Raw genomic sequence first — 23,619 nt, 5'->3', positions numbered from 1 at the left:
CTGCCCGGGGTGCTCCAGCTTACAGAGGGCTAGCAATGAACTCCCGATCGGACAACGTCCTGGTATTCACCGACCTGCAGCGCATAACCGGCTACCAACGCCGGTCTGACGTCGAACGGTCACTGATCGACCAGGGCGTTCGCCTGTTCCGTGGCCGCACCGGGCCCTGGACAACGCTGGACCTTATCAACCAAGCCGCAGGCATGAAGCCAGCTGCAGCAGAACGATACGACGCCGACATCCTATGAGGAAAGCACGGAAGCGGAAGCATAATCCGCACATTCCCGCCCATATCGACCAGGCCACTCTCCCAGCGGCCGTTTACTTTGACCACCGAAAAGGTAGGGTCTGGTACACGCTGCACTATGACGAAACGGGAAAACAGCGCCGGCGCAACATTGCGCCGGCCGACGTTTCCTTGGCCGAACTGCACCAGATCATGGACGAGACCTCCAACGTCGACCGTGGAACGCTTCGCTACGTTTGTGGCCAGTTTCACGAGAGCGACCGTTACAAGAAGCTCAGCCCGAAAACCCATGACGACTATTGCTACTCGCGTGATGTGCTGCTGACCTTGCCCACAAAGCTGGGCAAGCCCCTGGGAGATCTGGCGGTGCGCAAGTTTACTTCTGCCCTGGTGCAACGCATCGTCGATCGACTAGCAGACGAAGGCACTCCATCCAAAGCCGCGCACGCCCTTCGCTACCTGCGCCGCGTGCTGCAATGGGGCCGCAACCGCGGCTTCCTGGAAGTGAACCCCGCCCTGGGCATTGAGGCCCCTGTCGAACGAAAACAACGCCGCCTGCCGAACCATCAAGTCATGGATACACTCATCGATCGAGCAATTGCCCGGGGCCTGCTGATACGCGGCGAAAAAGGCGGCTGCCCGGAGTATCTCGGCTACGTCATGGAGCTGGCCTATCTCTGCAGGCTACGCGGTATCGAAGTCGTTACCCTGACCGACGCAAACGAGCTGGAGAGCGGGATTCTGACCAACCGTCGAAAGGGCAGCCGGGACAACATTGTTCGCTGGACACCTCGACTGCGCAAAGCTTGGGATAACGCCAAGGCCTATCGCACCAAGGTCTGGGCCAAACGCAAAACCGCGATACCGATCGCACCATCACGACGAAACATCATCGTGGCCAGCCACGGTGGGCCGCTTCGCAAGTCCAGCCTGGACACGGCATGGCAGCGCTTCATCACCCTGGCTCTCGCCGACGAGATCATCACACCGGAGCAACGGTTCGCCCTTCACGATCTGAAACGACGTGGCATCACCGACACGGTTGGCACTCGGGCGGATAAACAGGAGGCCAGCGGCCACCGTGACCCGAAGATGATGGACGTCTACGACCACAGCATACCGACCGTTTCTCCTTCTGCAGACTGAGCAAATCGGACGTAACAAGCGACACAGGGCCCGCCATCTACGCGGGCCTTGGCGCATCTGGGCGTAATAAGAAATCACGTAACCCATTGATTTGTATACTTGAAGCACCTTCCTTGTAATCAGTAGGTCCCGGGTTCGACTCCTGGTGCCGGCACCATACAAGGTTCCATAGAAGGCTTTCAAAATCTCTGGAACCCCCGAAAAACCCGCCTTCTGGCGGGTTTTTTCGTTTTGGGGTTCCGTCAGATTCCGCCAAAATCTGTTGGAATCCGACCGTTTTAGGGATAGATATAGGGGTAAGGTCATTCGATAAAGGGAGGAGTACCCTTATGTCGCGCACCACTGCACCACTCTCCGATTCGGCTTGCCGCGCAGCCAAGCCCACCGACCGCGCCTACAAGCTTTTCGACGGCGACGGCCTCTACAACCCAATGGCCGTAAAGGCTGGCGTCTCAGGTATGTCAAACCTGATGGTCGTGAAGGACTGACTTCGTTCGGCAACTACCCCGTGGTCGGTCTCGCCGATGCGCGCCATAAGCGCCTGGAGGTCAAGCGGATGCTAGCGGAAGGCATCAATCCAATAGAGTCCAAACACCAAGCTAAGACGCAGGCCGCAATCCAAGGCCGAACCTTTGAAAGCGCGGCCCTGGACTGGCACAAAGCGATGTCTGCCAAATGGGCTCCGGGCCATGCCAAGACGGTCCTGAGCCGCCTCAAAACCCATGTCTTTCCACTGATCGGCGCTCGCTCTATTGTCGATTTGGACACCCATGACCTGATGCAACCTCTGGAAGCGATCCAGGAGCGCGGCACAATTGACGTAGCTTTAAGGGTACAAAACTACCTGCAAAGCATCATGCGTGAGGCGAAGCGTGCTCGACAGATCGCGGCAAACCCTGCCTCCGACCTTGAAGGTTTGATCAAAGCCCCGAGGGTTGTTCACCGCCCAGCGCTACCCTTATCGCGTCTGCCTGAATTGCTGAAGCGCATTGAGGGTTATAACGGCCGCGTACTTACCCGGCTGACGGCCATGCTCTCGCTGCATGTGTTTGTCCGCTCCAGTGAACTGCGCTTTGCCCGTTGGACCGAATTCGACCTCAAGCGCGGCACCTGGGAGATTCCCGACACCCGTCCCGCGTTGGACGGCGTCCCCTGTTCCACAAGGGGTACAAAAATGGCCGGGGATATCCATCTTGTACCCTTATCGCCGCAAGCCGTGGCCCTGCTTGAACAGATCCACGTCCTCACCGGTAAATTCGACCTGATGTTCGCAGGCGATACCAAGCCCTGGAAACCCATGTCTGAAAACACGTTGAACAGCGCGCTTCGAAAGATGGGTTACGACACCAAAACCGAAATCTGCGGGCATGGGTTTCGGTCGATGGCCTGCAGCGCACTGATCGAGTCAGGATTGTGGTCGGAGACAGCCATTGAACGGCAGATGAGCCACAAGGAGCGAAATAACGTCCGCGCCGCTTACATCCACAAGGCCGAGTTCATCGAGGAGCGCAGGCTGATCATGAACTGGTGGAGCCGGTATCTGGAGGCCAACCGGCAGGAGCATGTCACTCCACACGAATTCGCGAACCAGACCGGAGCGAACGTCACTCGCCTAAAAGCAAAACGTGGCGCAACCGAGTAAGCGCTCGGTCTTTATATCTCAGTGATCCGCTTGTCCACGCGGGTCCATCCAAGCAGGGCTGCAAAGCCGCCCTGCTTGGATGGACCTCACTTAAAAAATCTAAAGCCCACGCAACTGTCTGTGGAAAACCACGGATTTCCACCGGTGGATAATTTCATCCACAGCCGCAGCACTCCCGAAAATTAGAGCCTTGACCCGAATTATCCACAGGCGTAGAAAAGATCGGGCAAAGCGCTGTCGTTGACAGCAACCCAGGTAGCCAGAACCTTTAAGGCTACGCCACATCGTGGTGGTTCTCCCAAAGTGCGATTAGCGTCCGACGGCTCGCACGGTCACAGCGATGTGATGGATGCCTGCTCTTACCAGTGTGCCCACTGCGGCAACTCATCCCCTTTCAAAGCTGCCCTGCAGCAACCTATCCGCTTGGCCATTCCCGTGCGCCAATCTGCGCCCGTCTCTTTCTCCCGGAAAGAGACGGGCGCTTCTACCACTGCTGCAGCCAAACTCGTACAAGGCTTTGTGGCATTCCCCCTCGTGACAATCAGCGTGACAAACACCGAAGCCACCAGCAACAGCGATGCAGATGATGGTGCCGCAACCCAAGGAATGGACTGCACCTGACTGACAGTCAGGCATGCCCCGGTCATCGCTTCACTGCCTTCACCCGACTCAGGATCTCGCGGCGCCGGTCTCGTCAGCCAGTGCAGCCTCCACCCGCCCACTTCCTCGGAAGTGTTCAGGAGGCCAGATCATGAGATGCCCAAGTTCCCGGTCGTAAGGAGCCGCCAGTCCCGCGTTAGTGGACAACCCTCACAGGTCGCAGGGGCCTTGATCCCTGATAACACTCAACATTCGTGGCGGGATGACGTGGGGAAGGTTTCAAAGGCTTTTGCGTCGAGAGGAGTTTGATCATGGCATTGGTAGGTAGACGGGATGGACGAAATTTTGGCTATGGCCGACAACTGAGTTATGCCGGGTCGCAGGCGCTACGTGATCTGTTTGGCGGCGGGCATTACGGCACGGTGAAGGCGCACGGTGATCGCTGGCAGGCGTTTGTGCGGTGGTGCCGGTCGGAGGATGGGCCGGGGTTTAACGATGCGCGGCAGATAAATCAGCAGATCTTATTGGACTATGCTGGACATCTGCAGCAGCAAGTTGAACATGGGGCTATAAACATCGCCACCGCACAAAACCGGTTGTCCAGCGTGAACCGAACGATGGCGGCGCTTCGCGGTGATCAATATGTGAAAGTGCCGAGTCCGAGCAAGGCGCTGAGGATACAGCGAACCAGTGTTCGCCGCTCGGTGCCGCAAGGCCAAGACCGCGAACATGTGAAACGGATAGTCGACGTACTCTGCGAACACCAGATACCACGCGCCGCCGCCATCGCTCAGCTGGCGCGAGCCACCGGCATGCGCTTACGCGAGGCCATTTTGGCCGACCTACCGCGTCTAAAACGTGAGGCCGAACACTACGGCAAGATCAACATCCAGGATGGCACCAAAGGGGGGCGCTCAGGTGCTTCGGCGCCACGCTGGATTACGGTAGATGATCATGTTCGTGAGGCACTGAGCTTTGCCGAACAGGTATCGCCCGACGGCAGCCGCAACTTGCTCGCGCCGAATGAACGCTACCTCGATTTCCATCAACGAATCGTTCGCCCTGCACGAGACATCCTCCATACGCACCACCTCAAAGGTTTCCACGAATTGCGGGCAGCTTATGCGTGCGGACGCTATGAGCAAATCACCCAGCATGCCGCCCCCATCAACAGTGGCCATTGCTACCAACTCGACCGACGCTTAGATCAGGATGCCCGAGTACAAATCAGTTATGAGCTGGGGCACAACCGTATCGTCGTGGTGGCCGCTTACGTTGGTGGTCGAGCATGAGCACGGGATTCGATATAGATCTGTTCCTGGCGGGCGTCCTGACCGGATCGCATACCACGCGCCAACGCCACCTACATCAGGCGAAGGCTATCCAAACAGCGATCGCTGAGCGCTAGCACCGAGACAATCCTTGGACGTGGCAAAGAAAGCATGTGCTATGGTTTTTGCGCATGAAGATACAACATCGAGCCGCTTCCACGCGTTATTACTATAAGCTGACTGCAGAGTTAATTACTGTGAGACTAAGTAAAAAATGGAGATTTGACTAATGAAAGAAACAACACGAGCTAGGGTCGCTGCAGTCGTCGGTGCTGCCGGAAATCAGAAAAGAATAAGCTCTATTTACGATTACTCGACTTCATGTCATAGGAATATTTCAGCTAGCATCTCAAATGGAAAAGTTGAAGGATATGACTACACAACATCTAGCTTCTTTTCTGGAAGTAGCAACAGCTCACTAGACTTCTATGACTACAACAATTCAAAACATGTAAACCTCAAAATGAACGGAAAAAAGTTTGATGGCTATGACTACGACACAAAAAAGTATTTTAGCGGAACCATAAACGGTAAAAACATTTCTCTGTACGATTACGACACTGGAAAATACTATAACTACAGTATTTAGATATTAAAAAATAATTGAAAGCACCACCAATTAAATATGCACTTGAATTTCATTAGCATTGCCTGACTTACCCAGATTGCTTTCCTAGGTAATATCAGGCACTGCTTTTCCGCATAGAAAGTTAATCTAAATTTTTTACGTTTTCATGGCCAAACCAAGCCCTCGCTTTTTCAATAACTGCTTCAGACGGCGAGTGATAAAATAAAGCCAAATTTGATTTTGCACGGGTACAGCATACATAGAGAATTTTTCGCGTCCGATTCACTACACTCTCTTTATCCACGCGATCAGTGAACAAATAATCAAAGTTATAGGAATTCCACCGACCGTTATTCAGAACAACTAGAACATCAGGAAACTCTCGACCTTTGGTTTTATGTTGAGTAGAGAACGGCGTAAATCCTTCAAGATATTCAAATAGTTTCTGAAATTGAGAAAATGGAAGCGCGGCCACTTGGCTATAAATATAACGTTTCGACTCCATAAATGATTGAAGGCGATCATCAATTCTAACAAGGCCGCTTTCATTTGCCTCATCGATGACTTGCTGTACTGTTTTATCATCGACTTTAGATAAATTTATAACCCTCTCCTTCAGTCTAACTTTATCATTCTTAGATTTGACGGCATGTTCAGTTACGCGAAGAAATTCATTAAAACTTCCATCTAAGTAAAGCTGGACATTTTTTTGTATTTTAAATAAATGTTTTATCAGGTCATCCCTGTTACCCCCACCACGCCCCAACTCACTTCGATCAGATTTCTGATCATCTATAAGCTGGTCTTTGTCAACATATAAAGAAGCCAGTTCACTATATGGAAAACCCAGTGCAGAGTCATATATGGCTTGGTGCTCTGCAATATATATCGCCATGCCGTCTGTGGGATCAACGTCTTTTAAGGCTTTACCAGTTTTCTTATACTTCAACTCGGCCAATACTTCTCCGAACGTTTTTCCCTCAGAGTTAAAAGCAGGCTCATTTTTCTTGATATAATTTTTGACCCTACGGACATACTCTAAAATCTTGTCGCCATCATAAATCCTCATCAGCTCACTAAACCCTGCTTTGGCAGCGATGAGATTATGAGTGAGATTGAGTTCCTTAGCACCTGATGGCTCGGAAAACTCCCAACCCAGGTATTCTTTTACAATATTAATATCATCATTCGAAGAGTATATAAATTGTATATGACCACTTTTTACACCCCCTTCAGCGGTCATATTTGGAGCATTTAAATCTTTAGAGGGAACTTGAAAAAGCCCATCATTCCTAAGCTTGTTTGCCAAATCGATTACATTTTGTGGATTTCTTCTATTTTCTTCTTTCTTTATCTCTCTAACCTGCCCAACCCCCTCCCCTTTGTAAGAATCTAAATCACCAATACCTTCGTCATAAATTGCCTGCATTGCATCGCCAAAAAAGCCAATAACATTTGGATCACCAACTCTAGTCAACTGCGTAAGAAGTATATCTACAACTTCCGCCTGAGTATCTTGATACTCATCCACCATAATATATGGATAACAATCTTTCAAAATCCGGCACAGCTTGTCGTATCGCTTAAACATTTCGTTAGCAAGGACAATAACTTCATCATGTGAAATTACCCCCTCCCTAAACTTGACGTATTCCTTATACCTTACATCCGCCTCAATTACATCTAATTTTTCCGACTCTCCATTGCCATCTAAAACTTTAAACCCTGATATTTCGTCATCATTAATCAGCGTTAACAAAACCTCCTTTAGTTCCACTTGAAAGTGCTTGATTACTCCCCAGAGAAAGTCATGAATCGTAGAAACGTGCAGATTTGGATGACTGGCTCTGCCCTCAATCTCCCGCACCGCCGCGTTGGTGTAGGTAATACACGCTACGCGTGCCAAGGGCTTGAGGGTAACCAAATTCGTTATAACCTCTACCAAAGAATAAGTTTTCCCACTCCCTGCACCGCCACTCAGTAAAAAACTCTTACCCTCACTGATAGTATCTAGAATTTTTTTCGTCTCTTCACTAACCTCCTCTAAGTTCTTCATTTGCGCAACCATTCCAAGCCCTCTTGGATATAGTGAGGAGTCTTCCAATTGGAGAAGTCTGATTTTTCATCAGGTATACTATTAAGCAGAACTTCAATCGCTAACGAAGGCTTTTTGCCAACTGCTTTCTCTGCAAACTCAAATGCATCGCACTCGCCATTTATATATTTGTTGAACCACTTAGGCGTTAGAGATGGAAACTTTTCAGAGTCAGTTCCAAGTAGTGCTTTGTTTATCGAAAAAAATGCATCTTCGAAGCTTCTTCCATGATAGCCGTCGTCTTTAGTCTGATATGCTAGAAAAATACTGCCATCGACATCGACCTTCCATTCGCCTCCGACTTTGGATAAAGCCTTACCTTCAACACTAAGTGAGGTAAAGTAGTCCAAATCTTCTCTAACCTTGCCGTGATAAAATATTAACGATCCATTTGCTGTATGGTCTGCCGCCGGGTCATCAGGACGACATTTTATAGTCTCTATTTTCTGAGTGCCTTTTTTGTATAGCTGGGGAGTAACTCCATCCTTTTCAAAAAGCAGTTCTTTAATCCCGCTATCGATATCGGTCAAAATTAAAGCTTTAATACCAATGAAATGGATAAACTTTTCAAAAATTTGAGCATGTGCTCCTACCTCCACGATTGAAATATTCTGTGAAAGCAGAGGTATAGCGCCAACATCAGGAACCTCTTGGTCAAATTTTCTCATCATTGCTGGTAGAAGAATCTTCTCAGTATCACCCTCAATAAGTATTGCTTTATCGGCAAAAAATAGCTCGGCGCGATTCAACGTAAGATACTGTTTAAGGAATTTGTAGTAGAGTTCAGCCTGGGCATTGTCATCCACATCATCGGACGAATACTCTGACTTGAGCGCCTTAAGATTTTTTGCATCCACACTGTTAGCAAGAGGAGACTTCCTCAAGTACTTGATATCGTCGAAATCACACTCTGCCACTATATGAGATGAGTGAGTGCTGATAATCGTTTGAAGATGAATCTCCACCCCATCCTCTCTCACCCGACTTTCTTTTAATAGGGACTTAATATTTTTTATAAAAGTATATTGCATCTGAGGATGTGTATGCGCTTCCGGCTCCTCAATAAAAAGTAAATTAATCGCAGCAGGATTTTCTTTACTAGATCTCCGAAAAGAACTCATCAACATTTCTATTTCAAAAATCATGCTGATTAGATTCATATAGCCAAGCCCATTAAAGTGCTCGGGAAGATCATGGGTGTCATGGGTATACATCACAGTTGTATTTCCATCCAACAGCTCTCGATGCTGCAGGGTGGATGCAATTTTAATATGCGTCTCGGACAATCTAGACCCGCCAAACTTTGCAACTTTTCCCAACAACCCAGAAAACATATCCTGATATATTTCGCTCAGCTCTTTATCCGTCGAGCGCAATTGTTTCTTAAAGCCCTCGACAGCCTCCTGCTGCTCTTGGTTCTCAGATGTCTTTTTGTATATGATTGCAGTCTGAGAAGAGAGGGTTTTATCATTGTCTTTATTCGTAACACTCCGCTTCGCACCGATAGACCTGAATGAAATAACATCAGCCAAACTAATGTTTTCTTTAGTCAAGTCTGTGAACACATCCGGATCACTATAGGAAAAGCTTTTTTTCCTGACTTGATCAAAATAAATATGCTGATTTTCCTTAAGAAACAAACTCGAATCGTTGTCATATTTTTCTTTTACAGCATTGTAATCATTCCGCATCGCCGTCAACTGAGAATAACTAACCAGATACTCAAACCCAAGCACAATATGATTATCATCAGGATCCAAGCTCATTATTAACTGGCTTACTGGCGACAAATTATCGACGTCATCGTACTCAACATATAACTTCAACGTTATACCCAAGGGGATATAGGCATTCTCCGGACCTATCGGATCAGCCCCGCTCACCAATTTGATTAAGGCTGCTTTTAAATCGACATTGAAATCGTCAAAAACTATTTTATGCTTCTCAGAAGAATTTATAAATTTCTCTAACGCAGAGAGAAGCGAAGTCTTTCCGCTATTATTTTTACCCAACACCAGAGAAAGATTGCTCTCAAGATCAAGAGAGAACTTCTTCAATAATCGAAAATTATTAACCTCGATCCTTACTACTTTCATGAACCTATCCTTGCATTAGAATAAATTGCACCGAAATTAGATATCAGACACATCTAGTCCCTGACATAAAACAACCAGTTGTCGATCAATAAAATTAGAGCTATCGGTGTGTAAGTTACTGAAATTATTTGGCTTAATCGCTTAAGCGGATCATTTGCATCCATGCTAACCAAGCCTCCCGCTACCAAGGGTTACATGACCCAGGGAGCTGGCCACTTGCCAGACAGTAGCTAAAGCTTGGTCTACCTGGCAAGTAGCTACCAAAGGCGCAGTTGGCATCGCACCCTGCAAATGAGAAAGATGTTGTAGATGTCAGGGTAAATTTAGAGATAGAAACTTCAGAAAATCTATAAATATTAAACAAAAACAACAAGTTAGTTTTATGTTCGACTCCTGGTGCCGCACCATACGCAGTAAGTCAAAGGCCAACCTTCGGGTTGGCCTTTGTCGTTTCCGGGGTTGGTAAAAACCCGGAACCAGTACGCCAAGCGCCCTCTCCGTTTTCAGATCCTCTCCAGTGCTACGCCTCCGGGCACCTTCGTGCCGTCGTCATTTTAAACGATCAGTTTTCTCGAACCTGCTGTTCAATATTTTCTCATATTCACAGAAACCAATTAGATCGATCATGTGCCACGACTCACGCAGACGCAGGGTGAAACGGTGGGATGGATAACGAATCTGGTTGCCTATTTAACAGGCCATCAATCAGCTCAAAACACACCTCAAGAGGAAGTACGCATGGCTAAGGTATTGGTTCTTTATCATTCGATGTACGGTCATATCGAGACTATGGCCCAGAGCGTGTCGGAAGGCGCGCGGAGCGTTCCCGGGGTCGAAGTGACGATCAAACGCGTACCAGAAACCATGGACCCGGAGGCCTTCAAGGCGGCCCATGGGAAAGTGGATCAGATCGCTCCGATTGCCACTCCAGGCGAGCTGGGCGACTACGACGCGATCATCCTCGGTACCCCGACCCGCTTCGGCAACATGTCCGGCCAGATGCGCAACTTCCTCGACCAGACGGGCGGGCTGTGGGCCAAGGGCGGCCTGGTTGGCAAACTTGCCAGCGTATTCACCTCGACAGGTACCGGTGGTGGCCAGGAGATGACCATTGCATCCACTTGGACCACCCTCGCCCACCACGGCATGATTATTGTGCCTATCGGCTACAGCTCGCCAGCCTTGTTCGATACGTCCAGCGTCGGCGGCGGCACGCCTTATGGCGCATCTACCATCGCCGGTGGTGACGGCTCTCGCCAACCTGATGCTCGTGAACTGGAGATCGCTCGTCATCAAGGCCAGTACGTGGCACAGCTGGCGGTCAAACTGAGCCAGTAGTGGCTGGGTAAATCGCCCGGCCTGCGCAGAGACAAGCGCCACAGGGTGCTCCATCTGCCAGCACCAGGCGCAAAGACCAAACCGAGCCCTCGCAGCGATGCGCGGGCTTGGTTGTTTCTGGGCCACTGTTCTCTGTCACGCTCAAGCCGTTCCGGTATACCTTTATCTCCTAGTGCCAGCACCGCCTGCTGCTTGTCGAGAGTCCTACATGCCAGCCTGATTACTTCAGCCATCCCATGTACTTTCCTAGTCCCCAAAGAATAAATAGCAGCACTCCCGCGAAAAGGGCTGCCATATACGAAAGCTTTATCATTCGGCGTAACGAACCTGGAAAATTTTGATGATCCTCAGCATCCAGATCCCCACCTTTCAGTGAGCGTTTGTAGAACGTCAGCATGCTGCCAACGCAAATCAGCACGAGGAAACGGGTAAATGGATCTTTCCCCATGAAAGAGAGCCGCAACTGGACACCCCTTGAATGGCTCAAGCTGCTGAGTATTTCGTTCATCCGAAAATAGGCGAAGTACAGTTGCGTTCCGATAAACAAAAACACCAAGGTGAAATTCGCAATCACAAAGATGAAAAAAACATCTTCAGCATCAAGCATCCCTATTCACTCCATTCATACACTTTCTCTCCCACTCCCTCTCCAAGGCTCTCGCCAACAGCACCACCGGCAACGGAGCCCAAACCTACCATGACCACGCCACACAGCAGGCCGCCAATACCAGTGGCACTGAGGGCAACACATGCAGCACCGCCTATCGGACCACCAACAGCGCCACCAGCAAGCCTGCCGGAAAATTTTCCGCCCTCGATAAACCTAACCTTGCGGCAGTCCTGTTCGCTGCCGATGCGACATACCTCTCGTACTTTCAGTGCCGAAGCAGATGCCCCAAGCCCAATCCCCACCCAGCCCCCGGCTTTGATGTATTTGCTGGCCTTGGCTACGCCCTCGATATGGGTCGTATAGCCCGGAATGCCCCCAGGTGCTCCAGCTTTGCTCCAGTGGTGAACCAGGCTACGACTGGAGATCCCCAGGGCGCTTTTCAGTTTTGGATGCTCTGGTATGCCTATACCTTTACGCACCAGCGGGCCCAGGCTGTTATCCAACTGAGACATCAAGCGCTTTCGCTCTATAAGAAACTCCGGGACCTGCAACCGACCGTGTTGCCGGAATGTTTGCTGGTGCAACTTTTCCAGTTGTTCCAGGGTGCTTTTCAAGTTATCCAAATGCTTGGAAAACATAACCTCGCCAATACCGATAGCCCCCGAGCCCTCAGTCAAGAACGACTCGATTTCCGCTCGATGACGGACCATAAAAGCGGCCTCATCATCACTCATCGCCCCAAGAGCGCTGTTCACCTTATCGGCTGCTTCCATTAGCAACGCTTCTTCTCGGGTGCACTGATGGTTCTTGGGATCACTCAAGACAATCAGTTGCCCCGGTTTCGCGTAGTTCGACAGTTGAGGATTCAGGGTGCGGAACTTGTCCAACACAGCGGCATTAGGCTGTTCGAACAGGAGTGCTTCAAGCTCTGAGCGGGCGATAACGCTTTGCACAATATGGAAGCCAGGCTCGGCCTCCTGGAGCGCTGTCGGCGCAGCTGACAATGGCTCAGCACTGGTCAACCCGGTCAGTCCTTGGGTAGGGATATCTCGAGTGAACTCACTCTTGTAAGAACCATCACTGATTGCCCGTGCCCAAGCATGTGTGGCTGCCTGCGCCATTGCGGCAAACTCAGGTGCGATGACCACACTACCTTCCTCGGCTGCCATCACCGTACTTTGAGTGGCGATCAACCGGTTGCTGCCAGGAGGACACCCGCATTGCACTGCGTGCCCGTGGGTCGCTACTGCAACGCCCTCAACGATAAAGCTTGGATTGCCTTCGGCGATAAACCCCATGCTGTTGCATTGAGGGCACCACACCGGATCGCTGATTCTCGCGGCCTGGCGATGCACCACAATCGTAGTCGTCGACCCTACGAGAACCCGACCTCCCGTAGTGCTCGGATCTCCCTCCCTGATCACAAAAGTCATGGCTATATCCTGCTAGCGGAATGAGCCTGGATGCTAACGACCGGGGTATCCAGAAGGATTTAAGACATTTCTCAAAACAACGGACGGGTCGCTTCAATAACCAATCATTCGTCATCACTAGTAACGCCTCTTTTCCGAAAAGCCGCCTGCCATGCTCAAATAGCCCCCGCTTTTGTTACCCGCCACATCCGATCCGGAGCCGTACATGAAAATCACCGCAACCCTGGCCTTGGCCCTGATACTGAATCTGCTGTCATTCCATGCCCTGGCAGATGCAGTGGGCGACGCCGAAGCCGGCGGCAAGTTGTTCAAGCGCATCTGCAGCGGCTGCCACAATATCGGGCCTTCGGTGCGCAGTTCTTTTGGGCCCCAGCTCAATGGCGTTATTGGGCGTACGGCGGGGAGCGTCGAGGACTATCAGTACTCCGATGCGATGAAGTCGTCCGGCGTCGTCTGGACCCGCGACAAGCTGGTGGCCTATCTCGAAGACCCGAAGGGTGTGGTGCCCGGCACGCGGATGATTTTCTGGGGGCTGAGCGATCAGGAGAAGATCGATAATCTGCTGGCTTATTTGCAGACTTTCCAGACGCAAAAACCCTGAGCGGCCAGCCCCATCCAACCCTGCAACAAGCGTCCCTAAACCTGCGATTTGTCACTTTGCTTTTCCCGCTGTTGCGGCGCACAAGACCCCACGTTAACCTCCCCTCCGTCGTTGCCAATTCAACGACCGGGCGTGAGAACCCGAACCAATCAAGGCGCAAGGCGCCCCCATACTGTTGCAGGCGCTTTTTTGTGCCCGCGAGAGTGCTTTATGGCGGCCGTGCGTAGGAGACCTTCGGGTCTACCGGTTGCCTTGATTGCCGGTTTCTCACCCTGCGTACGGCTGCCACCCCAACCCGTGAGAAGGTTCGTGGCAGCTTCATAAGTCAAGGAGCCAGACCATGTACGCAAGCAATCCAAAGGACCTAAAAACCCCAGGCCTCACCCCCTGCCCCTTCCACGCAGGTGAACCGTTGTTCCAGGTCAGCAGCGGTATCCCGATTCGCGACGCCTTGTCCCTCGCTTCCGATCTGCTGCATATCGCCAAGAAATTGGCTGAAGACGCTGCTATGGAGCGCAGCACTGATCGACATGCATGGGCCTCGCATTACCTACAAACGATGAGCAAGGCGCTGATCGATGATGTGGTGAAGGTGCTGGAGTAAGCAGCGGGTTTAGACGATGAGGGCTGCGGGAGTTTTCCGCAGCCCTTTAAAGCGCAGCTGCTACGCAGCCGTTCGCAGCCTGCGGCAGCGGCTACAGGGTAATGTCGCAACCTCAGACTTCACTGACCTCGAACACGAACGAAATCTTCCGGCTGCCGGCATTCCACACGTAGCGCAGGTGCTTGCCTTGTTTGGGGATCGATACCGCGGGCGGGCGGAAAGCGGCGATACATTCGTGGCCGTCGAGGCGCACGCTGTTGTACAGCAGGCCCCAGGATTGGGCGTCGCGCAATTCGCGGGCGAAGGCCTGGGCCGGGCCGTAGCGGCTGGGGTCGGGGTCGTGCAACTGCGGGTGGTCGGCACGGATATCGTGCAGGGGCTGGAGCACCCGATTGACGTAGGTACGCATGGTCAGTTCCAGGTCCGACTCGTGGGTCGCGGCGAGGAAACGCTCCTGGTGGTAGCAGGTTTCGGCGATGGCCGCGGCCTGGCTGCTGGCGGCGTAATAGACGCCGTAGCTGCCGTCGGTGAAGCGGCTGGCCTTGCCGATGTGGGTGAAGGCCGCCATCACCGGCGTGGAGCCTGGCCCGGCGATGCGATCTTGCGGCAGCACCCGCGACAGCTCGCCGGCCTGTTCGCGCAGCCGGTCGTTGGTCAGGGCTTCCAGGGCGTAGGCGGTCTGCAGGTCCTCGGGGTCGAGCACGTCCTCGAACAGGCTGATGGGCGGAAAGCAGCTGTTGACGATCCGATAGGCCCGCGGCCACGTCGGCAATACCTGTTGCGGCGCCATCAACCACGCACTCCGTCGAGATAGCGGCGCACGTCGGCGATGTCCACCACGCGGCCGGCGAGCATGTAGTCGAGCGCGGTCTGGCCGTTGAACGGCGCGGCCGTATTCGGGCTGCTGACCCACTGATAGGCGCGCTCGCGGCTGTTGCTGAAAATGATGCTCAGCGCCTTGTGGATACCCATCAGGTAAGAGATGCGCTCCAGGGTGTCGTGGGGCAGCCGCACATTGGCCGGCAGCTGTTTGTATTTGTAGAGCGTGGTGTTGCCGACCTTGCCCAGCAGGGTGCGCTGTTGCTCGGCGCTACAACCCCAGTGCTGCATGAGGCTGAAGAAGAATTTCAGCGCCACCCGGCTGGCTTCCGGGCTGTCCAGCGCATGGGGGGCGGCTTGGGCGGCGGACGAAACGGTCATGATCGAACCTCCGTGGATCAGTGAGCGATAACTTCAGCCTAGTACGGATACGAATAGATTTGTAGTTTTTATTCTCATATGAACTCGCGAAAACTTATCCACAAGCATAAAAAAGCCCCGAACCAGTCGGGGCTTTTTCTATTGCCGGCCGAGTATCAGGCCGCGATCAGGCGTTCATCAGAACACGTTGATCGGGTAGTCGACGAACACACGCAGTTCGTTGCCGCTGTCGTTGTAGCCGCTGGATTTCTGCGATACGCGCAGGATCGAGCTGCGTACTTTCACGCTCAGGTCCTTGGCCGGGCCGCTCTGGACCACGTACTTGAACTGGTTGAAGATCTCGCGCTCGGTGCCGCCAGTGGTGGTGTCGCCGGCACTGTTGGTCGAGGTGATGTTGTCACCGCGCACGTAGGCCAGGTTGTAGGTCAGGCCCGGCACGCCGAAGGCGCCGAAATCCAGACCGTAGCCCAGCTGCCAGCTGCGCTCGTCTTCGGCGTTGAAGTCGGACCAGTAGGAGTTGGCCAGCAGGATGGTGTTGCCACCGTCGCCAATGCGCCGCTGCTCTTTCTGGTAGCCGCCGTAGGCATAACCCAGGTTGCTGTCGCCGGTGCTGCGCTGGTGCGCCAGGGTGAACGAGTGCGCGCCCAGGGCGTAGGTGGCTGCCAGGCTCCAGATCTTGTTGTCCTGGCCGCCCGCGTCCTTGAGCTCGGCATAGGACTTGTCCAGCTTGGTGCGGTAGCCGTTGAAGTCGAAGGTCAGCGACTGATCGGTGGCCAGCGGGAACACGTAGTTCAGGTTCACATACTGCTTCTTCAGCACGTCTTCGACGTCGGAAGCGTACAGCGCGCCCTTGAACTGTTCGGTGAACTGGTAGCTACCGCCCAACACGTTGATCGACTTCAGGCCGCCACTGTCACGACCTTCGGCGCTCTTGCGCGATTCGGCGGTGAAGCGACCGGCGTTCAGCTCCAGGCCCTTGATCTCTTTGGAGGTGATCAAGGTACCGGTATAGCTTTCCGGCAGCAGGCGCGAGTTGTCGTAGTTCAGCACCGGCAGGGCCGGCATCTGGTCACCGTAGGTCAGCACGGTGTTGGATACACGGAACTTCACCGCGGCGCCGGCCTTGGCCAGGTCGCCCGCTGGCGACTTGTTGCCACCTTCGCTTGGCTTGAAGAAATCGATGCCCTGGCCGCCGCTGTGGCTGCCTTTGTCCAGGCGCAGCGCGTACAGGCCGAAGGCGTCGACGCCCACGCCCACGGTGCCTTGGGTGAAGCCCGACGAGAAGGTGCCGATGGCGGCCTGGCCCCATTCACGCTGATCGTGATTGCCGTCTTTCTTGTCGCGGCTGATGTAAGCATTGCGCAGCAGAATGTTCAGGCTGCTGTCTTCGACAAACCCCTTGGACTCAGCCTGGTCGTTAGCCATGGCTTGAGTAGCGCTCAGAATCCCCAGTGCGATCAGACCGATCCGCTTATTCAACATTTTATTTTCCTTATTACGGGTTGATGACGCGCTGTGGTGCTCCTTGGAAACGGCGCTTAAGCGCTCTTTTTTCAGGCCAGGACAAAAAGACCCGCCCACGAAGAATCGCGGCGGGCCTTTATTGATTTTTTTGTTATGGCCGTTGGCCACAGGCGTTGGCGCGAATCCTATCTGCGCCCCGAACAATGTGTCAATTTCAAGAATCGTCTGAAAATAGGCAAAAATCGTCTAAGACTCAGCGATCCTTGATGGCCAGTTGCACAGTGTGGCTGTCGACGAATTGCTCGAAGTGGGTGACCTTGCCTTCCTTCAAGGTCCACAAATGCGCCACGCGAGCGTTCAGCGGCTTGCCCGTGGCCTTATAGATGCCGGTGTAATTGCCGTAGGCGAACACCTTGTCGCCCTGGGCCACATAGTTCTCGACGGTGAAGGCAAACCCTTCCCACTCGGTGGCCAGGCGCTTGAACACGTTTTCCACCACCGCATCGAAACCGACGTAAGTGCCGGCGTAGGGAAAACCCGCCGCTTCGGTCCAACGCGCATCGGCGGCCAGGGCGGCGGCGGTGTTGCGGCCGTTTTCCTCGGAGGTGGCCCCTTCGTAGGTGCTTTTGATCAGTGCCAGGTTATCCATGGGTGACTCCGCAAAATTAAGTGGGGGGTGTTAAAGGGTGCAACCGCTCAGGCCGCAGGTCTGCAAGCCGGCCGCTGTCTCGGCCTCAGACGCGCCGAAAGCGTCTTGCAGCCAGGTGGCGAACGCTTGCGGCTTGCCCAGCCAGGGGCTGATGTCGATCAGCTGGAACTGGCCGTCCTGCTCCAGCACCAGGGTCGGGAAACCCTGGCCGCCGACCTGGGCCAACAGCGCCCGGCTGGCCTTGATGTGTTCGTTCAGACTGTTCGCCGCCGCATATTCGAAGGTTTCCTCGAACTCGCCGCGCTCGAAACCCAAGCCTTCGGCAAGCTCCAGCAACACCTCGACATCGGCAATGCGCCGCCCTTCGACGTAGTGCGCCGTCTGCAACCGCCCGAGCAGTTCCAGACCGCGCCCGTCGAGGGCCTGCGCCGCCAGTACCGCGGCAATCGGCGGGGCGGAATCGAAGAGCGCCGAATGGTCGCGCAACAGTCCTTCGAAATAGGCCTCGCCGAATGGCTGCCCGGTGTACTCGGCGATGCGCCGGTCATGGGGCATGACGTAGTCGCGCAGTTGCGGCGAAACCTGCTGGCAGTTGCGCCCGGTCATCATCCCGCCGCCGTGGGCCACCACCGGCAGCACGGCCCGGGCGGCCTGCACCAGCGGCTTGGCGCCGTAGCACCAGCCGCACAGGGGGTCGTAGATGTAATGAAGGGTCGCTGCCGACATGGAAGGCTCCAGGAATAAAAGGCCGATGGATTCGATGGCGGCAGACTATGCCGGCGGCCGCCGGCGAAAAACGCTGGAATGGCTTTTAGTCTGTTTCGCGAATCGGTCGAATCGACCCTGTATCAGCTTTGACACAAATTGAAACAATCAACCCAAGGAACTTTTAGCGAATCATTAACATAAGTAAATAGTAAGCATTACCATTCGCGCCGACTGATTCCCTAACCCTTCAGGATGCGCTTTTAATGCCTGCCCCCTTCCGCCTGACTCCCCTTACCCTCGGTTTTTGCGCCTCGCTCACCGCCGGCTTGAGCTTCGCCGCCCCGACTACGCTACCGGCCACTGCGATCAGCGCAGAAGCCGACGCCGACGATCCGCGGGTCAAGGAAGTCAGCACCGCGACCCGCACCGCCACGCCCGTGCGCTACGTACCGCAAGCCATCGACTCGCTGAAGACCAGCAATGTGCTGGACTACGGCACCAACGATCTGGGCCAGGCCCTGAGCGGTATTCCCAACGTCAGCAGCGGCGCCGATACGCGCTTCGACAGCCTGCGCATCCGCGGTTTCGACGCCAGCAACGATTTCTACCTCGACGGCGTTCGCGACGACAGCCAGTACGTGCGCGACCTGCACAATATCGAGCGCATCGAGGTCCTCAAGGGCCCGGCGGCGGTGCTCTACGGCCGTGGCAGCCAGGGCGGGATCATCAACCGGGTGAGCAAGTTGCCGCAGTTCGGGCGACGCTCCACGGTCGAGGTCCAGGGTGGCAGCGAAGACCTGCGCAGCCTGTATGCCGACCTCAGCGCCGACCCCAGCGAGAACATCAGCCTGCGCCTGAACATGGGCAACCAGGACAACAACAGCTTCCGCGACGGCGTCAGCGGCAACCGTCAGTTGTTCGCGCCGTCCATGAGCTGGCAGCTGACGCCAGACCTCAACTGGCTGGTGCAGTACGAATACAGCCGCTACAACCGCACACCGGACCGTGGTATTCCCGGGGTCGACGGGCGCCCGGCGGACGTGAGCCGCGACACCACTTACGGCGACAAGCGCGACTACATCGACGACAAGTCCCAGTCCCTGCGCTCCAAGCTGAGCTACGAGCTGAACGACAACTGGCAACTGCGCCACACCCTCAGCGTGTTCAAGCTCAACAGCGATTTCGACAACACCTACCTGACCGGCTACAACCCGCTTACCAAACAGGTGAATCGCCAGCGCTGGCAGCAGGACCTGAACACCCGCAACATCTATAACAACCTCGAAGTCGAAGGCACTTTCGATACCTTCGGCCTCGAACACCGGGTGCTGACGGGCGTCGAGCTGGGCAGCCAGCGCCGCGATCCGAAGCTCTACACCACAGCGGCGATCAACGCCGGTGGCCAGGCCGTGCCCGCCCTGGACCTGTTCAACCCGGATAAAAACATGCGCCACACCGGAAAGATGGTGGCGTCCAGTTACAACCACAGCGAGGTGGAAAGCCGCGCCGTCTATGTCCAGGACCAACTGCGCCTGAACGATCAGTGGCAAGTGCTCGCCGGCCTGCGCTACGACAATTTCAACGTCGAGACCCACAACAAGATCCTGGATCGCAAGGACGACCGCGACAGCCACAGCACCAGCCCGCGCCTGGGCGTGGTCTGGACCCCGCTGGAAAACCACTCCTTCTACGCCTCCTGGAGCAAGAGCTTCTCCCCGGTCGGCGGAGGCCTGATCGGCATCACCCCGAACGCCAACGGCAACACCAACGACCTGAGCCCGGAACGCACCCGGCAGAAGGAAATCGGGGTCAAGAGCGACTGGCTCGACGACCGCTTCAGCACCACCCTGGCGGTCTATGAACTGGAGCTGTACAACCGCCGCACCCGCAGCGTCGAAGACCCGAACGTGATCCTGCTGACCGGCTTGCAACGCTCGCGCGGCGTGGAGCTGACCGCGGCGGGCAAGATCGTCGGCAACTGGTCGATCCGCGGCGGCATCGGCTTGCAGGACGCGACCGTGGTCAAGAGCAACAACGGCGACGAGGGCAACCGCGTGAACAACGTCGCCAAGCGCAATGGCAGCCTGTTCGTGACCTGGAAACCGGAAATGGGCTGGTACGCCGAAACCGGCCTGACCCTGGTCGGCGATCGTTATGCCGACAACGCCAACACCGTGGTGCTGCCGGGCTACGGCCGCTGGGACGCCCTGGCCGGCTTCCGCCAGAAGGACTGGGACCTGCGCGCCGCGCTGAACAACATCAGCGACCGCACCTACTACTCCTCGGCCACCAGCGCCGGGCAGATCCAGTTCGGCGATCCACGCAGCCTGGTGGTAACCGGTACCTACAGCTTCTGACACACCGCGCCGGCAGCCCCACGTCCGCTACGCGGCCGATCGCAGCCTTCGGCAGCGGCTACAGAAGCCTGATCTCGCACGCTCCCTGTAGCCGCTGGCGCAGCCTGTGTTCGATGGCGCAGCCAGCGCAAAACCTGAGCCCGCCGTCCGCCTGACACACCGCGCAAGCGCATCAGCAGCCACAAAACTGCGCGCAAAAAAAAGCGCTGCCATCCGGGCAGCGCTTTTACCAATCCGTTGTTTGCTTATCCTTCCAGCACATCCCACAACGCTTCGAGTTCCGCCTCGCTGAACAAACCAGCGGGGTAACGATCGAGGATCATCCGGCGCGGATCGGTTTCCCGAACCTGTCGCGTTCCGTTGGACTTCAGCCATTGCGCCAGAACCTGAAGCGATTCGCTATTCATTGCCATGGGATGTGGTGCCCGCTCGCTGACCATATTCATATCCAGCGCTCTCTCCCGGTTTGTGAGCGGCTAACTTATCCAAGGTTTATGACAGAACATCGCAGTTCGACATGTCTCCGAGTGACCTCACGGAAGATACAAGAGCTATGCCAAACCCTCGTAATTACGCGGTTCCAGATACAAAAAAACCCGCAGTCCATCAGGGCTGCGGGCTTGCCGGTGGCTGCCGGATTGGATCCATGTAACAACCGCGCAATCAGGCGCCGCGGGCTGTTACAACAACACTCAAACCTTGTGCGGCGCCGGTTGCTGTTGGGTAAGGCAATGGATATTTCCGCCCCCCAGTAACAACTCGCGACCCGGCACCATCACCACTTCGTGCTGCGGGAACAGGGCCTGCAGGATGTCCTTGGCGCGGGCATCCAGCGGGTCGTCGAAACTCGGGGCGATGATGCCGCCGTTGACGATCAGGAAGTTCACATAGGAACCGGCCAGGCGCACCGACGGATTGCGTTCCTGGGTGCCGTCCACCGGATCGACTCCCGCGCACTCTTCTTCGGTGGCGTACAGCGGCCCCGGAATCGGCATCTTGTGCACCGTGAACGGGCGCCCCTTAGCGTCGGTGCTGTCTTGCAGCACCTTCAGCGCCGCCTGGCAGCGCGGGTAGTTCGGGTCCTGCGGGTCGTCGGTCCAGGCCAGCAATACTTCGCCCGGGCGCACGTAGCAGCAGAAGTTATCCACATGGCCGTCGGTTTCGTCGTTGTACAGGCCGTCCGGCAACCAGATGACCTTGTCCACCGCCAGGTTGGCGCTGAGCACCGCTTCGATCTCGGCACGGTCCAGGTGCGGGTTGCGATTGCGGTTGAGCAGGCACTCTTCGGTGGTGATCACCGTACCTTCGCCGTCGACGTGGATCGAGCCGCCTTCGAGCACGAAGCCTTCGGTGCGGTAACGCGGGCTGCGCTCGATCTCGAGGATCTTGCCGCCGACCTGCGAGTCGCGGTTCCACGGCGAATACAGGCCGCCGTCGAAACCGCCCCAGGCGTTGAAATCCCAGTTCACGCCACGGACTTCGCCGTGGTCGTTGATGACGAAGGTCGGGCCGGTATCGCGGACCCAGGCGTCATCGCTGGACATCTCCACCAGGCGGATATTCGGCACGTCCAGGCGGGCCCGGGCGTTCTCGTACTGGCCCGCGGAGACCGCCACGGTCACCGGTTCGAAGCGGGCGATGGCCTTGGCCACGGCGACGTGCGCGGCTTGCGCCGGCTTGCCGCCCAGGCGCCAGTTGTCCGGGCGCTCGGGCCAGATCATCCAGGCCTGGGTCTGCGTGGCCCACTCGGCGGGCATGTAGAAGCCGTCGGCGCGAGGGGTGCTTTTCAATGTGGTCATGTCGATCAGGACTCCAGGGAACCGTCGAGGGTTTTCAACGCGCCGTACAGGTTCGGACGACGGTCACGGAACGAGCCCCACGCGCTGCGGATGTGCTCCAGCTCGTCGAGGTCGAAAGAATGCACAAGGATACCTTCTTCGGTTTTGTTCAGCTCCTGCACTTTTTCGCCGAACTGGTTGGCGATAAATGACGAGCCGTAGAAGGTGATGTCGTAGCCGTCCTGCTCTTCGTTGCCGATACGGTTGCTGGCGATCAGCGGCATCAGGTTGGCGCCGGCATGGCCTTGCTGCACGCGCTGCCAGTGGTCGCGGGACGAGATGCTCGCATCGTGCGGCTCGCTGCCGATGGCGGTCGGGTAGAACAGGATCTCCGCGCCCAAGAGCGCCATGCTGCGGGCGCACTCGGGGAACCACTGGTCCCAGCAGATGCCCACGCCGATTTTCGCGTAGCGGGTGTTCCACACCTTGAAGCCGGTATCGCCGGGGTTGAAGTAGTACTTCTCGTGGTAGCCAGGGCCGTCCGGGATGTGGCTTTTACGATAAATCCCGAGGTTGCTGCCGTCGGCGTCGATGATCGCGATGCTGTTGAAACGCGCACGCCCGGCCCGTTCGTAGAAGCTGATCGGCAGCACCACTTGCAGCTCCCTGGCGACCTTCTGGAAATGCGCGATGGCCACGTTGCTGTCCACCGTGGTGGCCAGCTGCAGATAGTCCGGGTTGGGCTTCTGGCAGAAGTACGGGGCCTCGAACAGCTCCTGGATAAGGATGATCTGCGCACCCTTGGCGGCAGCCTCGCGGACCAGCTTTTCGGCGGTCTCGATATTGGCTTCCAGGTCCCAGGAACAGGCCATCTGGGTGGCGGCGACGGTAACGATACGGCTCATGAATCATCTCCAGGGCAACAGCCAGGGACCGAGGGTGGCAGCGGTCGATGACAGAAAAAGGAAAGGCCGGGCACGGCGTGACCGAAACCGGGGCTGGAGGGATTTATATCCGATAAAAATCGACTTTAAAAGCTAATAAATCGAGCTATTAAAAATAAACCCCGATAAATACCGATTGTTATCGGTATTTATCGGGGTTCGAGGGTGTCTGTTCTGGCGCTATCGCGAGCAAGCTCGCTCCTACAGA

The 23,619-nt window shown here is 55.2% G+C and carries 20 protein-coding genes and 1 pseudogene; 9 read left to right on the top strand and 12 right to left on the bottom strand.

Features of this window, described 5'->3' with window-relative positions:
* Positions 1-35: 35 nt before the first annotated feature.
* From BTN82_RS01165 to BTN82_RS30825, 5 genes and pseudogenes are all read left to right on the top strand, one after another.
* On the top strand, positions 36-248 hold the full coding sequence (locus tag BTN82_RS01165) for a hypothetical protein (protein ID WP_075117354.1): 213 nt from the start codon (positions 36-38) through the stop codon (positions 246-248).
* On the top strand, positions 245-1,393 hold the full coding sequence (gene xerC / locus BTN82_RS01160; protein WP_075117353.1) for a tyrosine recombinase XerC: 1,149 nt from the start codon (positions 245-247) through the stop codon (positions 1,391-1,393). The genes BTN82_RS01165 and xerC overlap by 4 nt, the downstream gene beginning before the upstream one ends.
* A gap of 329 nt (positions 1,394-1,722) precedes the next feature.
* Positions 1,723-3,035 (top strand): annotated as a pseudogene (locus BTN82_RS01155) (tyrosine-type recombinase/integrase).
* A gap of 911 nt (positions 3,036-3,946) precedes the next feature.
* The gene (locus tag BTN82_RS01145; RefSeq protein WP_075117351.1) at positions 3,947-4,927 is read left to right on the top strand and encodes an integrase domain-containing protein; all 981 of its coding nucleotides are present in this window, start codon (positions 3,947-3,949) and stop codon (positions 4,925-4,927) included.
* 268 nt (positions 4,928-5,195) lie between these two features.
* Entirely contained in the window at positions 5,196-5,555 is a 360-nt protein-coding gene (locus BTN82_RS30825; protein ID WP_075117350.1) for a hypothetical protein, read from the top strand.
* 121 nt (positions 5,556-5,676) lie between these two features.
* On the opposite strand, the gene BTN82_RS01130 is transcribed toward BTN82_RS30825, so the two are convergent.
* Positions 5,677-7,602, bottom strand: a complete 1,926-nt coding sequence (locus tag BTN82_RS01130; protein WP_075117349.1) for an ATP-dependent helicase — start codon at positions 7,600-7,602, stop codon at positions 5,677-5,679.
* Positions 7,587-9,725, bottom strand: coding sequence for an ATP-dependent nuclease (locus tag BTN82_RS01125; protein ID WP_075117348.1), 2,139 nt, complete (start codon positions 9,723-9,725; stop codon positions 7,587-7,589). The genes BTN82_RS01130 and BTN82_RS01125 overlap by 16 nt, the downstream gene beginning before the upstream one ends.
* A 738-nt stretch (positions 9,726-10,463) precedes the next feature.
* Between BTN82_RS01125 and wrbA the strand changes: the two genes are divergently transcribed.
* Positions 10,464-11,063 carry an NAD(P)H:quinone oxidoreductase gene (gene wrbA / locus BTN82_RS01120; RefSeq protein WP_075117347.1) on the top strand — a complete coding sequence of 200 codons (600 nt, stop codon included), beginning with the start codon at positions 10,464-10,466 and terminating at the stop codon, positions 11,061-11,063.
* 220 nt (positions 11,064-11,283) lie between these two features.
* Here the strand turns inward: wrbA and BTN82_RS01115 are convergent, their stop codons facing one another.
* Entirely contained in the window at positions 11,284-11,670 is a 387-nt protein-coding gene (locus BTN82_RS01115) for a hypothetical protein (protein ID WP_075117346.1), read from the bottom strand.
* Between the two features lie 2 nt (positions 11,671-11,672).
* On the bottom strand, positions 11,673-13,106 hold the full coding sequence (locus BTN82_RS01110) for a PAAR domain-containing protein (RefSeq protein ID WP_075117345.1): 1,434 nt from the start codon (positions 13,104-13,106) through the stop codon (positions 11,673-11,675).
* A 205-nt stretch (positions 13,107-13,311) separates the two neighbouring features.
* On the opposite strand from BTN82_RS01110, the gene BTN82_RS01105 reads away from it, so the two are divergent.
* Together BTN82_RS01105 and BTN82_RS01100 are read left to right on the top strand one after the other, a co-directional pair.
* On the top strand, positions 13,312-13,707 hold the full coding sequence (locus tag BTN82_RS01105; protein WP_075117344.1) for a c-type cytochrome: 396 nt from the start codon (positions 13,312-13,314) through the stop codon (positions 13,705-13,707).
* Between the two features lie 340 nt (positions 13,708-14,047).
* Positions 14,048-14,311, top strand: coding sequence for a DUF3077 domain-containing protein (locus BTN82_RS01100; RefSeq protein ID WP_075117343.1), 264 nt, complete (start codon positions 14,048-14,050; stop codon positions 14,309-14,311).
* Positions 14,312-14,423: 112 nt separating this feature from the next.
* Here the strand turns inward: BTN82_RS01100 and BTN82_RS01095 are convergent, their stop codons facing one another.
* The 5 genes from BTN82_RS01095 to BTN82_RS01075 form a co-directional block, all read right to left on the bottom strand.
* Positions 14,424-15,101: an RES family NAD+ phosphorylase gene (locus tag BTN82_RS01095; RefSeq protein WP_075117342.1), complete on the bottom strand. Its 678-nt coding sequence runs from the start codon at positions 15,099-15,101 to the stop codon at positions 14,424-14,426.
* Positions 15,101-15,511, bottom strand: coding sequence for an MbcA/ParS/Xre antitoxin family protein (locus BTN82_RS01090; protein WP_075117341.1), 411 nt, complete (start codon positions 15,509-15,511; stop codon positions 15,101-15,103). The genes BTN82_RS01095 and BTN82_RS01090 overlap by 1 nt, the downstream gene beginning before the upstream one ends.
* A gap of 177 nt (positions 15,512-15,688) precedes the next feature.
* A complete protein-coding gene (locus BTN82_RS01085) occupies positions 15,689-16,993 on the bottom strand; it encodes an OprD family porin (RefSeq protein ID WP_075117340.1) in 1,305 nt (434 codons plus the stop codon).
* Between the two features lie 235 nt (positions 16,994-17,228).
* The gene (locus tag BTN82_RS01080) at positions 17,229-17,624 is read right to left on the bottom strand and encodes a nuclear transport factor 2 family protein (protein WP_075117339.1); all 396 of its coding nucleotides are present in this window, start codon (positions 17,622-17,624) and stop codon (positions 17,229-17,231) included.
* 30 nt (positions 17,625-17,654) lie between these two features.
* Positions 17,655-18,350, bottom strand: a complete 696-nt coding sequence (locus tag BTN82_RS01075; RefSeq protein ID WP_075117338.1) for a DsbA family protein — start codon at positions 18,348-18,350, stop codon at positions 17,655-17,657.
* Positions 18,351-18,595: 245 nt separating this feature from the next.
* On the opposite strand from BTN82_RS01075, the gene BTN82_RS01070 reads away from it, so the two are divergent.
* Positions 18,596-20,689 (top strand): TonB-dependent receptor, encoded by a 2,094-nt coding sequence (locus tag BTN82_RS01070; RefSeq protein ID WP_075117337.1) that lies wholly within the window; start codon positions 18,596-18,598, stop codon positions 20,687-20,689.
* Positions 20,690-20,934: 245 nt separating this feature from the next.
* Here BTN82_RS01070 and BTN82_RS01065 read toward each other — a convergent pair whose 3' ends face one another.
* From BTN82_RS01065 to aguB, 3 genes are all read right to left on the bottom strand, one after another.
* On the bottom strand, positions 20,935-21,135 hold the full coding sequence (locus BTN82_RS01065) for a hypothetical protein (protein ID WP_075117336.1): 201 nt from the start codon (positions 21,133-21,135) through the stop codon (positions 20,935-20,937).
* 246 nt (positions 21,136-21,381) lie between these two features.
* The gene (gene aguA, locus BTN82_RS01060) at positions 21,382-22,488 is read right to left on the bottom strand and encodes an agmatine deiminase (RefSeq protein ID WP_075117335.1); all 1,107 of its coding nucleotides are present in this window, start codon (positions 22,486-22,488) and stop codon (positions 21,382-21,384) included.
* A 5-nt stretch (positions 22,489-22,493) separates the two neighbouring features.
* Positions 22,494-23,372, bottom strand: a complete 879-nt coding sequence (gene aguB / locus BTN82_RS01055) for an N-carbamoylputrescine amidase (RefSeq protein WP_075117334.1) — start codon at positions 23,370-23,372, stop codon at positions 22,494-22,496.
* Positions 23,373-23,619: the final 247 nt, after the last annotated feature.

This window comes from Pseudomonas chlororaphis (assembly GCF_001921865.1).
In the GTDB taxonomy this organism is placed as follows: domain Bacteria; phylum Pseudomonadota; class Gammaproteobacteria; order Pseudomonadales; family Pseudomonadaceae; genus Aquipseudomonas; species Aquipseudomonas chlororaphis_D.
The sequence above is the reverse complement of the archived record's forward strand: the minus strand, read 5'-3'. Positions and strand labels throughout refer to the sequence as shown.

Coding starts and splice junctions, on each gene's coding strand:
- BTN82_RS01165 (WP_075117354.1), top strand. CDS start 36: ATGAACTCCCGATCGGACAACGTCCTGGTATTCACCGACCTGCAGCGC.
- xerC (WP_075117353.1), top strand. CDS start 245: ATGAGGAAAGCACGGAAGCGGAAGCATAATCCGCACATTCCCGCCCAT.
- BTN82_RS01145 (WP_075117351.1), top strand. CDS start 3,947: ATGGCATTGGTAGGTAGACGGGATGGACGAAATTTTGGCTATGGCCGA.
- BTN82_RS30825 (WP_075117350.1), top strand. CDS start 5,196: ATGAAAGAAACAACACGAGCTAGGGTCGCTGCAGTCGTCGGTGCTGCC.
- BTN82_RS01130 (WP_075117349.1), bottom strand. CDS start 7,602: ATGGTTGCGCAAATGAAGAACTTAGAGGAGGTTAGTGAAGAGACGAAA.
- BTN82_RS01125 (WP_075117348.1), bottom strand. CDS start 9,725: ATGAAAGTAGTAAGGATCGAGGTTAATAATTTTCGATTATTGAAGAAG.
- wrbA (WP_075117347.1), top strand. CDS start 10,464: ATGGCTAAGGTATTGGTTCTTTATCATTCGATGTACGGTCATATCGAG.
- BTN82_RS01115 (WP_075117346.1), bottom strand. CDS start 11,670: ATGCTTGATGCTGAAGATGTTTTTTTCATCTTTGTGATTGCGAATTTC.
- BTN82_RS01110 (WP_075117345.1), bottom strand. CDS start 13,106: ATGACTTTTGTGATCAGGGAGGGAGATCCGAGCACTACGGGAGGTCGG.
- BTN82_RS01105 (WP_075117344.1), top strand. CDS start 13,312: ATGAAAATCACCGCAACCCTGGCCTTGGCCCTGATACTGAATCTGCTG.
- BTN82_RS01100 (WP_075117343.1), top strand. CDS start 14,048: ATGTACGCAAGCAATCCAAAGGACCTAAAAACCCCAGGCCTCACCCCC.
- BTN82_RS01095 (WP_075117342.1), bottom strand. CDS start 15,101: ATGGCGCCGCAACAGGTATTGCCGACGTGGCCGCGGGCCTATCGGATC.
- BTN82_RS01090 (WP_075117341.1), bottom strand. CDS start 15,511: ATGACCGTTTCGTCCGCCGCCCAAGCCGCCCCCCATGCGCTGGACAGC.
- BTN82_RS01085 (WP_075117340.1), bottom strand. CDS start 16,993: ATGTTGAATAAGCGGATCGGTCTGATCGCACTGGGGATTCTGAGCGCT.
- BTN82_RS01080 (WP_075117339.1), bottom strand. CDS start 17,624: ATGGATAACCTGGCACTGATCAAAAGCACCTACGAAGGGGCCACCTCC.
- BTN82_RS01075 (WP_075117338.1), bottom strand. CDS start 18,350: ATGTCGGCAGCGACCCTTCATTACATCTACGACCCCCTGTGCGGCTGG.
- BTN82_RS01070 (WP_075117337.1), top strand. CDS start 18,596: ATGCCTGCCCCCTTCCGCCTGACTCCCCTTACCCTCGGTTTTTGCGCC.
- BTN82_RS01065 (WP_075117336.1), bottom strand. CDS start 21,135: ATGAATATGGTCAGCGAGCGGGCACCACATCCCATGGCAATGAATAGC.
- aguA (WP_075117335.1), bottom strand. CDS start 22,488: ATGACCACATTGAAAAGCACCCCTCGCGCCGACGGCTTCTACATGCCC.
- aguB (WP_075117334.1), bottom strand. CDS start 23,372: ATGAGCCGTATCGTTACCGTCGCCGCCACCCAGATGGCCTGTTCCTGG.